Below are 11,521 nucleotides of genomic sequence, written 5' to 3' on the forward strand. Positions count from 1 at the left end.
CAGGGCAAGGGTTAGCGTACAAACTTGCGCCAAACCCTGCGAGAAATACGACTATAGAATGATCGAGCCCAATCTAACGACACGTCCACAATGTCGGGGGCATTGTAGCTGGTTAGTGTATATAGGCCAGGCAATGACCCGCGCCGAATCGTTTTGATAAGCATTCGCCCATCAGTTACTTGCACAATACAGGTTTCCCCAATCATATCTTCAGGTAAAACCGTCTCGCCTGAATATGCTACTAGATCCCCATCCTCAAAAATGGGGAACATACTGTCGCCGCGCACAATCGCGCCCACCGTTCCCGGTGGAAGGGGGTATTCGATATTTAGCGAATACAAGGGATCGCCATCATCGATGGGGTAAACCACGGCGCCAGCGCCAATGTATCCTAATACATCCAGTGGGTTAATGTGACCGGGCAGCGGATACCCGGTAACTTCTGAAATACGAGTGGCTTCGTCGCTGGAAAGCTTACGCACTCCGCGCTTAACATTACTAATTTTGTCTTGGCTCAAGCCGATACGATCGGCCAGTTCAGACTGAGTCAGTCCCGCAGAATTGCGAGCGTCTTCCATCCACTGAGCTGAGTATATTTTAGCCATATGGCCTTTTCGCATATATTGCTCAACAAATATATTGCGAATATCGCATAATACCAGTTGACATAATTATTTGTTTATCGCATAAGTCAATCATCAACCGACACAAAGAATGTCGGGACACACAAAAGGAGAATGAGTTGCACAAAGAGAAGCCGGAGCTTCCGCGACCGGACAGATAGTAAATCTGCCAAGCACCAAAATCCCAAGACGACCAGCCAATACACGAGGAGAAAATCATGACCCATTCGATCAGAGCGCTTTTCGCCGTCAACGACAAATACCCACCGTAGACCAACAGGAGCGCTGGCCTCGCATATGAGGCTGGCGATGTTTCGCATGCTTATTAGTGGGTGCCGGTGGCCGTACAATCTTAGAAGTTGAAGGCTAGCTGATTAGGCCAAGAGCGGGTGTGCTCTCGAACGTTCTCAATCTTTCCAAGTCTGAACCGTACATGAGCCCGTACGTGAACGAGACGTTCAATAATCTTTTTCATGGTGCTGTTCCTCGTGTTGATTGGTGGGTGTTTTGATAAGTGGCCATTCAAGGATGACCTACGTTTGCCAACACCACACAGAACAAGCACTCGGAAGAGCGGCCACCGACATCTACCCATAAGCATGCGCAGGAATAGAAGCATATAGAACAAAAGAATAGGTGCCGGTGGGGATTGAGCTGGTTTGTAACGCCAGCCTAGAAATCGAAGGCCAGTTGTCCCGGCCACGACCGCCAATGAGCACTGACATGCTCTGAGCGTCCAAATCGCAGACGAACGTAAGCACGAACTGCGACCAACTTAGGTTTCAGCATAAGCCAATACCTCTAAGCTCTGACGGTTGAAGCCGTCTCTCAGCGAACGCAGTCATGCGCCGCTTCGCCTACATGAGAACAGCCGAAGCTGCAGAGTGGCTATTTGCTCCCCACCGACATCTACCCATAAGCATGCAACCAAACAAAGTACAACCATGAGGAGAAGTCAGTGGCTAACCAACTAATAGCAATCGACACGGTTGGCCGCGAAATAAAGGCTCGCGTCGAGGCTGGCGACAAGGCCCTTGATAAAGCCGAACAGCATTACATTGCAGCCGGTATTCAGCTTTTGGAAGCACAGAAGCGTCTTAAAGAAACCCGCGAAATGCGATGGTCGGCTTTTCTTTTCTCGCACGTTAGGCTGAGTGATGAAACAGCCAGAAAATACATGATGCTAGCAAATGGCGACGCTACCCTTGAAGAGATCAGGGAAAAGAAAGCCAAATCTGAACGGGAGAGACGGTCTAAGGCAAAAGCATCAGCCTCTGTTCCAAAGCACATAGAAAACTCCAACCACGTGGTTGGAAAAATCCATCAACAAAATCAACAAATTAGCAATTCATCGGCAAGGGTTGCAAGAATTGTCGCCGCTCTATCAGCAGCCGACGACGACACATTATCAAAAATTGAAGCGCTGCTTAACATCACAGAGGAGAATGTGAATGGCTAGAGCATTAGTCAAATCTGATCCCAAAAGCCTGGAAATAGCAATTTCTGACATTAAGGCCGGTAATCGTCCAGTCAGCGTTCCGCTTACTGATCGACAGCCCGAATATACTGATTATCAAGCGCTCGGTTTTGTGTTGCTTGAAACCGTATTGCGTCAAATGACGCCGTGGGAAATCAGCTTCGCCGCAAGCATGATTAGTACAAGTCATCCCACCGCACGTCAGCGGGAGCGCGCAAAAATCATCCTCAAAATGTATCTTGGCCTGGATATCGATGCGGGTTCTGTTCCGTCGTCTTCAGCTGGTAACGATAATGTTCCAGCAACGGCAAGGCGTAAAAAATCGGCCTAACCCTCATTCTGCCTCACCAGCAGACCGTCATATCTGGATGATGACCAAACACGAGCAATAAGCCCTGCGCCAGATATTAGGGCGAAAACTTTAAAGGCGGAGTTTATGAGCCGGCACCACCCGCTGCTCGCTCCGCCTCGTAATACCCCGGCTTACACGAGGAGGGCTTGCGCCACTTCTACACCGGGGGTTCCTTCGCGAGTACCACCCCGCGCGACAAGACAGATGGCTTCACCGAAGCCATTTGTCAACCAACACCAAACACGAGGAGAGCATGAAAGATTATGAAACCATAGAAGAAGTGCATCGCATGCACGAGGTGGGCGCCAACCCGACAGAGATCGGAAATGCGCTTAGCTTGCCCAGATCGACTGTAGCTTCAATTCTCCGCCGACCGATCCCAAAATCTACAGCCGACCGCATCGTTGTGCGGTGCGTTTCGAACGGTGGATGGTCCACGGCGAATCACTGCGTCAGTTATATCGCTATGCCACGCATCCGTGCGCTGGAAGCCGCGAACGACAATTACGAACAGCCGGGCGCCATCGCAGCCTGAGCCACGTTGGCCAGCATGTGCAGGCCACAGATCAACCTCCTAAAAGGAGGAATATCAATGAAATCCCATACCTTGCGTGAGCCCCACAAGGCTTACCAAACCAAATTCACGCGGACTGGCGAGCGGGACACGACAAACCGCAAGCCTTATCGAACAGCCGCGCAGAAGCTGCATGCCCGAGACAGTGCCGTCCTTAAAGATGGTCGGTATGTTTCGAACGCTCCTGTGTCCTTCAGCAGAACGAAGCGGGGTGCAGCGTGACTTGCGAATGCGGTGACTGCTGGGATCTGCCCGGCTCAATTGTGACCCACAAGCTGACAGGCTGGAAGGGGATCATTATCGGCGATCGAGACGGCTGCATGTTCCTCACAGTGCGGTTCTGGATACCAGGTACTGGCCTTGGGACGATCGAGGTTTCGCGCTTCGAAGTCGAACCACCGGCCAATAATGGCGACGGCGGTGGCGGCTCTGAGATCGGAACAGAAGAAGCCAATGTCATTCCGGTCGATTTCACCAAGGGCGTGAAATTGACAAAATCAACAAAGACGAGGGGAGTAGCTTGATGGGTAATGTGAAAGTTGGAGATAAGGTTAGAAGCCTGGTAACACAGATCGACGTTCGCGCAGGCGGACTTTACGAGGTAAAAACCGTCGATGGTGGTGATGTTTGGGTCATCGATGACGTTGGCGACAACTGGTATTTGGCGTCAGATGAATTTGAAACTCTGCCTGTAGTTGCGAAGGCGCAGACATTCAAGGTCGGTGATCGGGTGCGTTTGACTGCCAATGAGGGCGATGGTCGGTATAGCGGTTCCATCGGTGTCATCGAGAAAATCAATAATAATTATGCGCGCGTATTGTTCGATGCGCCCTTTACTGGATGGGGAGAAACAGGGCGCAATTGGCACGCACAATTATCTGACTTTGTCGCCGCCCCCCTCAAAATCGAAGCAGGCAAATACTACTGCACGCGTGATGGCCGTAAGGCTGGGCCATTGATGGCACGAAATAATGATTCATATGCATTTGCTGCTGATATAGCCGGTGATATCGGGATCCGCATCTTCCAGAAAGACGGTGTTCACGGCTCACGCTGGATAGGCAATGAGCCAAATCTCGACCTCATCGCCGAATGGGTCGACGAGCCTGTCAAAGCTGCTGCACCGGCCCCGTTCATTCTGCGTAACGATATGTTCTATTTCGCGCCAGTTGCAAAACCCGCCATCGTCGCACTGATTGAAAACGGCCAGCCAAAGCCCTCGGCAGCGCCTCATGTTCATGCAAATGAAACGTTGGCCGCAAAGGAAGCAACGCGTCTAGCCGGTATCCATAAGGGCCAGGAGTTCGGCGTGTACGTGCTGACGCAGAAGGTGAGTGAGCCTGCACCATCCTATAAGCACGAATGGCAACGGTTCGCTGCTAAGGGCGAGAAGATTTCAGCGATCAAAGAGCTGCGATCTGTAACTGGTCTCGGATTGAGGGCGGCAAAGGATGCCGTCGAACACTGGATCGCTCACGACGAGCCGTACTCGCGCATCGCCGCTTAACCAGTAAATCCCACCGATGAACCAACCAGCCCCGCTGCAATCGCGGCGGGGAACGAGGAGGTATTATGCTCAGATTTCATAAGGACGGTGCCGAATGACGGCGCCTTTCAAAGACTACGCCGTCGAAGACGACCGGATCTTGTCCAGCGAAACTACGCTGGGCCTTGGTGATCACTTCGTCATGGGGCTGGCAGTTGTCGCGGCTTTAGCGCTGGGCATCGGCTTTTACTCATGGGTGCTGTTGTGAACGCCGTCACGCCAGCCGGTAATGGCACCGGGAAGATTGCACGTTCGTTGGCTCTCACGGGGTTTACCCTTGGGCTTTTACTGGTCGTGGCAGGCTTCATTTTCTGGAACGCAGTGCTGCCTTTCTACGGCCTGCTTTATTTGTGGGGTGGCCAATGACCTACCCACGGTTTCCCACGCTGGCCACATCGGCGCCAGTCTGGCTGATCGGCTCGATCATCCTGCTGGCCATGATGATCGTCATTCAACTTACCCACTAACCACACACGAGGAGTTACTTATGGCTATCAGCCTATCAAGCCTCAAATCGACGAAGAGAAACGACCCGCCGGTCATGCTTTTGTATGGCGTCGACGGCATCGGCAAGACCAGCCTTGCATCTGAGTTTCCAGATCCGATTTATCTGGCCACAGAAGGCGAGCGTCCGCCATCTGATATCGAAATGGCAACGCCAGGCACAATTGAAAGCTTCGAAGATTTGCTCAACATTATCGGCGAACTGCTGACTGTTGAGCATGATCGGCGCACCGTGATTATCGACAGTGCCGACGGCCTCGAACCGCTTGTCTGGGCTGCGACATGTGCCCGCCTTGGTATCAACAGCATTGAGGAAGCTGGGTTCGGTAAAGGCTACGTGGAAGCCGACACCGAATGGAATGAGCTCATGTCGGCCCTGTCTGCGCTCGCTCAAGCCGGCATTTATGTGGTCATCCTCGCTCACCCCGAGATTGTGCGCTTCGACAGCCCGACGACAGATCCATATTCGAGGTACCAGCCGAAACTGCACAAGCGCGCTAATGCACTTGTTCGAGAAAAGTCTGATGTTGTGGCGTTCATGAACTACCGAGTTTCCATCAAGGAAAAGGAAGTCGCGCGCCAGACAAAGGTCGCCCATGCCGAGGGCGGCAAAGAGCGCCAGATCCATCTGAATGAAGGCGCAGGCTTCAACGCCAAGAACCGGTATTCAATGCCCGACGCCGTTCCATACCGCAAAGGGCAGGGCTTCACCGAGCTGGCGAAGTACTGGCCGGACACGATGCAGGAGGTTGCTTGATGGAAAAAGCACTAGCTGGACTGGTTACCGTTGCCGCCATTCTTTTCTTTGCACCGCTGATCGGCGTTCTCTTTGGCGCGTTTTCGGGATGGGTTGTCGGCTTCTTCTTCACTGAAACAGTGCAGGCATTCCTCACCGCTTTAAGCATCAATGCTGGACACATGTCACTTTGGCAGATCGGCGCTGCGCTTGGCTTCATCGGAGGGTTTGTCCGACCCACCGTGTTTCGCGCAAAGTCTTAACCTGCGCATTCACCACACCACCAACACGAGGAACTAACACATGGCGAGACTTGGAACGGCGTTTGACGCCACCCAACACGACACGACGCAGTCGGACTATTCCGAACTGCCGAACGGCACATACAAGATGGAAATCGAGGCGGCCGACGTGGTGCCGACTTCGACCGGCAGCGGCACCATTCTGAAAACAACGCTGAAGGTGCTCGAGCCCGCTGAATATGCTGATCGCAAGCTGTTCAACAACTACAACATTGAGAACAAGAACCCGACCGCTCAGGAAATTGGTCAAAGGCAATTTGCCAGCCTTTGCCGCGCGCTCGAAATGTCTTCGGTAGAAGACACCGACGATCTGCTCTTTAAGTCGTTCACGGTGCGAGTAGCCCTCGGCAAGCCTTCAAAGGACGGCCAGTATCCGGCGCGTGCCGAGATCAAGAAATACTTCTTCCCTGACGAAAACAACGTGCCTGAGCCGAGCATTGACGCTCAACAGCCTGCGGCGGCAGCGCAGCGATCAGCCAATGACAACCGCCCTGCAGCGGCAAACAACAACAAGCCATCGCAGCCTGCAAAAGCTGCGGGAAGCCGTCCTTGGTCTAAGGGCTAATCTAACCAAGGCGCGGTCACCAGCCGTGCCTGCCACCACCAACACGAGGAGAAACCCATGCGGGTAACGCTTGACCGAGCGCAGCTTGCGCACGCCTTGTCGACCGTGACAAAGGCAGTTGAGGCCAGAACGACAATCCCAATCCTTGGCAACGTGCTCTTGTCCGCGGACAAAGGACAGCTGAGCATCACCGGTACAAATCTTGATCTGGAAATCAGCACCAGCTTGCCTGTTCTGGATAGCCAGGACGGCACTGTCACGGTTGCGGGTAAGCTGCTTGCTGACATTTCGAAGCGCGCCACAAGTGACATTAGCTTGGAAGCCGACGGCAATCATCTGGTCGTTAAATCTGGCAAAAGCCGTTTCAAGCTGGATACGCTGCCAGCCGCTGACTTCCCGTCCTTCAATCACGGAAGCTTCGACACCACGATCGAGTTCGATCTCGCTTCGCTCGTGCAGGAAGTGCAGTTCGCTGTCAGCACCGAAGAAACCCGCTATTACCTGAACGGCGTATTTCTGGAAGCCAAGGACGGCCATATCGTTGCCACGGCAACAGACGGGCATCGTCTCGCGTCAACACGTATCGAGCAGGAATCGTCGTTTGCGCCTGTTATTCTTCCTAACAAACTTCTGTCATTGCTGCCGACAGGCGTCGTGTCGGTTTCGCTTTCGTCAAACAAGGTAATGGTCGAGAGGGGTTCGACTGTCATCGTGTCGAAGCTCGTCGACGGCACATATCCGGATTACGAGCGCGTTATTCCCAAGCCATCAGAGCGTGTCGCTACCCTGTCGGCTAAAGCACTGCGCGAAGCAGTCGGCCGCACATCAGTTATTGCAAGCGAGCGGGGGCGTGCTGTGCGCTTCTCGTTTGCTTCGGATGCTCTGACGCTGAACGTCGCTAATCCAGATCGCGGTGACGCGACCGAGGAAATGGAGGTCAATTTCAGTAGCGAGCCACTGACGATTGGTTTCAATGGCCAGTATGTCACGGAACTCATGGCGGCGTTTAGTGCGGATGAAGTCACCATGTCGATGGCGGATTCTGGTTCGCCTGCGCTTATCACGTCAGCCGGTCGGCCGGGATACAGGTGCGTAATTATGCCGATGCGGGTGTAGACCGTGGCACCACTCCCCAAACCACAGTCCACAACCGTCGGCGCGATTTATGCCGCTTACGAGGCCCAGGCGAAATCCTGGGACTCGTGGGGCATCAGCGTGGGCGAGGCGGGCGCAGAATGCGACAGGGCGCTTTGGTATGGCTTCAGGTGGGCTTCGGCCCACGAGGTGCATAGCGGCCGTCAGCTGCGCTTGTTTGAAACGGGTAACATTGAAGAAGACCGGCTCGTCGCTGATCTCGAGAGCATCGGCGTCGACGTTTACGGGCAGCAAGACAAGATCCGGCTTGTGTCGGGCTTTGTGCGCGGCAAGTGCGACGGTAAGGCAATGAATGTGCCGGAGGCGTCGAAGACAGAGCACCTACTAGAGTTTAAATCGAGCAATGCCAAGGGCTTCGCGCTGATTGTTAAGGACGGCTGCCAGAAAGCAAAGCCGTTGCACTATGCGCAGTGTCAGCTTGGAATGCATGCCTTCGGTTTAAGCCGGTGCCTTTATCTGGTGTCGTGCAAGGACAGCGACAGCCTCTATTCAGAGCGCATCGAATACGATCTGGAATTCTGCTTACGGCTCGTTGCTCGCTGCGAACGCATCGTATTTTCAGACGCGCCTCCGAGCAGAATTAGCGAAAACCCGGAGTTCTTTGGATGCATGTTCTGCAAGCACAAAGCTGTCTGCCATCATGAGGCACAGCCGCGTGTGAACTGCCGCACATGCCTTCATGCTCAGCCTGAGAGCGGCGGCGATTGCCATATCTCATGCGCACGATGGGCAAAGCCTTTGTCGATCGATGAACAGCGTGACGGCTGCCCAGCGCATTTGTACCTACCGGGCATGGTGAATGGTGAGCAGATCGATGTCGATGAGGAGGCTGAGACGATCACTTATCGCATGAAAAGTGGGGAGGTTTGGGTGGATGGGGCTAAAGGTTAGGACCAGTATTGAGAGAGCTGTTTTTGATGTTCGTCAGCGCTTTTGATGAGTTTATCAGCTAAGTAAATCGGAGTTGCTATCGCAGCCTCAAAATCCTGTCGATGTGGATGATCTTCGACGACTTTCATGCATAAAAACTCAAGTCTTATAATATCATCTCTCAAGCATGAAGGCAAAACATCGGGCCAACTATCCACAATCATCGGGTCAAAAGATGGCGTTGTAAATATAGGGTAGTCACTTTCTGAGGATGCCTTATAAAACCATCTTTCCTTGTAGTTTATGACGCCGACAGCATACGATCGAATTGCACATAACACGTTAATCTCCTTGATGAATGACCGTCTAATCGCCGCCACATGCTGCGTCCGATTAGCATCTAACTGCTGCTTTGCAACAAGAACAGCGATCAGTACCGGGACGCCGGTCAATAAGGTTCCGTAAGTTCCTCCCAGCACGACTAATGCCTCAATGACGGTATCTTCTGTCGCAACCAGCCAACCCAAGATGAGGCAGCAGAAAGCGACGTAACTCACCGTCACGACATACAGAACCACCGTCCAAAATCTTTCATTTCCAGACAAGGTAACGCCCCCAACATGCTAACCTTACGAAACTACCAGTCAGAAGCAATAGACGCCGTGTTCGACTATTGGCAAGAGGAGGCGGGCAATCCGCTTGTTGATCTTGCGACGGGCTGCGGCAAGTCGTTGGTTATGGCATCTCTGATCCAGCGCCTCGTTGAGGGCTGGCCCGATATGCGCGTGATGGTCGTTACTCACGTCGCGGAGCTTATCGAACAGAATTATCTGGAATTGCTTGGCGTTTGGCCATTTGCACCTGCAGGCATCTATTCGGCTGGTTTGGGTCGTCGTGATGCGCGCAGTCAGATTGTTTTTGCAGGCATTCAGACTGTTCACAACAAGGCGGCACAGATTGGACACGTCGACGTCCTTATGGTCGACGAGTGCCACCTGATCCCGATCAACAGCAACACGATGTATCGCAAGTTCATTGACGCGCTGCTCGAGATCAATCCGGACATGAAAATCCTTGGCCTGACTACTACGCCTTATCGGCTGGATAGCGGTCGCTTGGATGAGGGCGCGGATCGCCTCTTTGACCAGATTGTCTACACCTACGGAGTTGCTGATGGCATCCGAGACGGGTTCCTTGCTCCGCTGACGAGCAAACCAACGGCAACAGAATACGACGTTAAAGGCGTCGGGCGGCTTGGCGGAGATTACAAGCAGCGCGCGCTGGAAGAGGCAATCAATCGCACTGACCTTAATGATGCTGTGGTTTCTGAGATCATCGCAAAGGGCGCTGATCGTCGCTCCTGGCTTTGTTTCTGCGCCGGCGTAAAGGCTGCGCTGGACGTGCGCGACGTATTTAGATCCCGCGGAATTACATGCGAGGCTGTAACGGGCGATACGTCGAAGGAAGAACGCCGCCGCATCCTTGAGGACTTCAAAGCATACCGAATCCAGTGCGTTACGAACAATTCAGTTCTTACGACAGGATTCAATCATAAGGGTGTTGATCTAATTGCATTTATGCGCCCGACCTTATCCCTGAGCTTGTACGTCCAAATGGCTGGGCGTGGCACTCGCCCGCTCTATAAGGTAGGTGCGCCACTGGATACTGTTGAGGAGCGGCTTGCTGCTATCTCGGCAGGCCCTAAACGTAATTGCCTTGTTCTGGATTTCGCGAAACTCGTCGATCGGCATGGTCCTGTCGACATGGTCGAGCCGAAAGCACCAAGCGCTGGCAACGGTGAGCCGCCAATCAAGATCTGCCCGACAGTGCCAGACGACAACGGGGCGGTCGGTTGCGGTGAGAAGGTGCACATCTCGCTGATGAAGTGCCCATGCTGCGGCTATGACTTCCCGCCAAATGAGGATGAGAAGCTAACCCGGCAGGCCGCTGACGTTCCGATTGTCAGCACCGCAGAAGCAGAGTGGCGCAAAGTGACAGGTCGGACGTTTCACTTTCACGAAGGTAAGGGCGACAAGCCGCCGTCGGTTAAGTGCAGCTACATCGCTGGATATACGCAGATCAACGAATGGCTTTGTCCTCAGCACACTGGTTTCGCACAAACCAAGGCGCATAGATGGTGGACGCAGCACGGAGGCCAGCGGCCGTTTCCGAAGACGGTAATGGAATGGCTTGAACGCCAGCGTGAGTTGCTTACCACCGACGAAATCAGTGTCGTTCCAAACGGCAAATACTGGAATGTGAAAGACGTGCGGGCAGGCCTTAGTCTTGAAGCAGACAATGACAACGTGCCGGAGCCAGCGAACGACAATGTGTCCGTTGGTCTATCTGAGATGTTGGACGACGATATTCCGTTTTGATGGATCTAGATAGAAGCTCCAAAAAACAAGAAAGCCCGCTGCACTGGGAGGAGGAGTGTGCAACGGGCTGATCTGGAAAGCGCGACTGGGAGGAGGAGTGCCGCGCTTCGAGTTCAGTCTCTGGGAGGAGGAGTGAGACTGAACAAGCCGAAGATAGGTAGCTGGTATGATGATTACAATGGGCGATGATGCACATCAGTTATGCAGCATATGCATGGCCCTAAAAATGGAAAACCGCCCGGCAGCGCAGAAGCGCGCGCAGGCGGTCTTGTCCTCCCCGACGACGATCGTTTAGCAGTATTGATTTAGTAAAGCAACAAGTACCGATAAATACATAATCCCACAAGGTTAGTGGTATTTGATTTGTTCTTATGAGTACATGAATGGCCCAGCGTTCTTCTTCAGAAAAGGCCCGTATCGCGCTTGGGCGGGGGGGCTT

At 53.3% G+C, this 11,521-nt stretch carries 15 protein-coding genes; 13 read left to right on the forward strand and 2 right to left on the reverse strand.

The features are described 5' to 3' along the window. Nucleotides 1-11: 11 nt before the first annotated feature. The gene (locus CEV34_RS26550) at nt 12-605 is read right to left on the reverse strand and encodes a LexA family transcriptional regulator (RefSeq protein ID WP_179253658.1); all 594 of its coding nucleotides are present in this window, start codon (nt 603-605) and stop codon (nt 12-14) included. Between the two features lie 976 nt (nt 606-1,581). On the opposite strand from CEV34_RS26550, the gene CEV34_RS26555 reads away from it, so the two are divergent. The 12 genes from CEV34_RS26555 to CEV34_RS26605 all read left to right on the forward strand — a co-directional run bounded on the left by CEV34_RS26555 (nt 1,582) and on the right by CEV34_RS26605 (nt 8,725). Continuing rightward, nucleotides 1,582-2,082, forward strand: a complete 501-nt coding sequence (locus CEV34_RS26555) for a hypothetical protein (protein WP_094544774.1) — start codon at nt 1,582-1,584, stop codon at nt 2,080-2,082. Further along, nucleotides 2,075-2,431: a hypothetical protein gene (locus tag CEV34_RS26560; RefSeq protein WP_007878689.1), complete on the forward strand. Its 357-nt coding sequence runs from the start codon at nt 2,075-2,077 to the stop codon at nt 2,429-2,431. The genes CEV34_RS26555 and CEV34_RS26560 overlap by 8 nt, the downstream gene beginning before the upstream one ends. Nucleotides 2,432-2,705: 274 nt before the next feature. After that, complete coding sequence (locus CEV34_RS26565) at nt 2,706-2,987, forward strand: hypothetical protein (RefSeq protein WP_094544775.1); 282 nt, start codon at nt 2,706-2,708, stop codon at nt 2,985-2,987. 257 nt (nt 2,988-3,244) lie between these two features. Further along, complete coding sequence (locus CEV34_RS26575; protein WP_094544777.1) at nt 3,245-3,550, forward strand: hypothetical protein; 306 nt, start codon at nt 3,245-3,247, stop codon at nt 3,548-3,550. Then, complete coding sequence (locus tag CEV34_RS26580; protein WP_094544778.1) at nt 3,550-4,533, forward strand: ribosomal protein L7/L12; 984 nt, start codon at nt 3,550-3,552, stop codon at nt 4,531-4,533. Before CEV34_RS26575 ends, CEV34_RS26580 begins: the two co-directional genes overlap by 1 nt. A 94-nt stretch (nt 4,534-4,627) precedes the next feature. After that, nucleotides 4,628-4,780 (forward strand): hypothetical protein, encoded by a 153-nt coding sequence (locus CEV34_RS27190; protein ID WP_179253659.1) that lies wholly within the window; start codon nt 4,628-4,630, stop codon nt 4,778-4,780. Next, entirely contained in the window at nt 4,765-4,938 is a 174-nt protein-coding gene (locus CEV34_RS27195; protein ID WP_162761747.1) for a hypothetical protein, read from the forward strand. Before CEV34_RS27190 ends, CEV34_RS27195 begins: the two co-directional genes overlap by 16 nt. Nucleotides 4,939-5,059: 121 nt before the next feature. Further along, nucleotides 5,060-5,833, forward strand: coding sequence for an ATP-binding protein (locus CEV34_RS26585; RefSeq protein WP_094544779.1), 774 nt, complete (start codon nt 5,060-5,062; stop codon nt 5,831-5,833). Beyond that, nucleotides 5,833-6,075, forward strand: coding sequence for a hypothetical protein (locus tag CEV34_RS26590; RefSeq protein WP_094544780.1), 243 nt, complete (start codon nt 5,833-5,835; stop codon nt 6,073-6,075). The genes CEV34_RS26585 and CEV34_RS26590 overlap by 1 nt, the downstream gene beginning before the upstream one ends. 40 nt (nt 6,076-6,115) lie before the next feature. Continuing rightward, nucleotides 6,116-6,679 carry a DUF669 domain-containing protein gene (locus tag CEV34_RS26595; protein ID WP_094544781.1) on the forward strand — a complete coding sequence of 188 codons (564 nt, stop codon included), beginning with the start codon at nt 6,116-6,118 and terminating at the stop codon, nt 6,677-6,679. 57 nt (nt 6,680-6,736) lie between these two features. Continuing rightward, nucleotides 6,737-7,795 (forward strand): DNA polymerase III subunit beta, encoded by a 1,059-nt coding sequence (gene dnaN / locus CEV34_RS26600; protein ID WP_094544782.1) that lies wholly within the window; start codon nt 6,737-6,739, stop codon nt 7,793-7,795. A gap of 3 nt (nt 7,796-7,798) precedes the next feature. Next, nucleotides 7,799-8,725 (forward strand): PDDEXK family nuclease, encoded by a 927-nt coding sequence (locus CEV34_RS26605; protein ID WP_094544783.1) that lies wholly within the window; start codon nt 7,799-7,801, stop codon nt 8,723-8,725. Here CEV34_RS26605 and CEV34_RS26610 read toward each other — a convergent pair. Further along, nucleotides 8,722-9,309 (reverse strand): hypothetical protein, encoded by a 588-nt coding sequence (locus tag CEV34_RS26610; RefSeq protein WP_143853527.1) that lies wholly within the window; start codon nt 9,307-9,309, stop codon nt 8,722-8,724. The genes CEV34_RS26605 and CEV34_RS26610 overlap by 4 nt on opposite strands. A 15-nt stretch (nt 9,310-9,324) precedes the next feature. Between CEV34_RS26610 and CEV34_RS26615 the strand changes: the two genes are divergently transcribed. Beyond that, a complete protein-coding gene (locus tag CEV34_RS26615) occupies nt 9,325-11,082 on the forward strand; it encodes a DEAD/DEAH box helicase (protein WP_094544785.1) in 1,758 nt (585 codons plus the stop codon). Nucleotides 11,083-11,521 lie beyond the last annotated feature (439 nt).

It is taken from the genome of Brucella pseudogrignonensis, from assembly GCF_002252525.1.
In the GTDB taxonomy this organism is placed as follows: domain Bacteria; phylum Pseudomonadota; class Alphaproteobacteria; order Rhizobiales; family Rhizobiaceae; genus Brucella; species Brucella pseudogrignonensis.

Coding starts and splice junctions, on each gene's coding strand:
- CEV34_RS26550 (WP_179253658.1), bottom strand. CDS start 605: ATGGCTAAAATATACTCAGCTCAGTGGATGGAAGACGCTCGCAATTCT.
- CEV34_RS26565 (WP_094544775.1), top strand. CDS start 2,706: ATGAAAGATTATGAAACCATAGAAGAAGTGCATCGCATGCACGAGGTG.
- dnaN (WP_094544782.1), top strand. CDS start 6,737: ATGCGGGTAACGCTTGACCGAGCGCAGCTTGCGCACGCCTTGTCGACC.
- CEV34_RS26595 (WP_094544781.1), top strand. CDS start 6,116: ATGGCGAGACTTGGAACGGCGTTTGACGCCACCCAACACGACACGACG.
- CEV34_RS26585 (WP_094544779.1), top strand. CDS start 5,060: ATGGCTATCAGCCTATCAAGCCTCAAATCGACGAAGAGAAACGACCCG.
- CEV34_RS27195 (WP_162761747.1), top strand. CDS start 4,765: ATGGGTGCTGTTGTGAACGCCGTCACGCCAGCCGGTAATGGCACCGGG.
- CEV34_RS26590 (WP_094544780.1), top strand. CDS start 5,833: ATGGAAAAAGCACTAGCTGGACTGGTTACCGTTGCCGCCATTCTTTTC.
- CEV34_RS26560 (WP_007878689.1), top strand. CDS start 2,075: ATGGCTAGAGCATTAGTCAAATCTGATCCCAAAAGCCTGGAAATAGCA.
- CEV34_RS26580 (WP_094544778.1), top strand. CDS start 3,550: ATGGGTAATGTGAAAGTTGGAGATAAGGTTAGAAGCCTGGTAACACAG.
- CEV34_RS27190 (WP_179253659.1), top strand. CDS start 4,628: ATGACGGCGCCTTTCAAAGACTACGCCGTCGAAGACGACCGGATCTTG.
- CEV34_RS26615 (WP_094544785.1), top strand. CDS start 9,325: ATGCTAACCTTACGAAACTACCAGTCAGAAGCAATAGACGCCGTGTTC.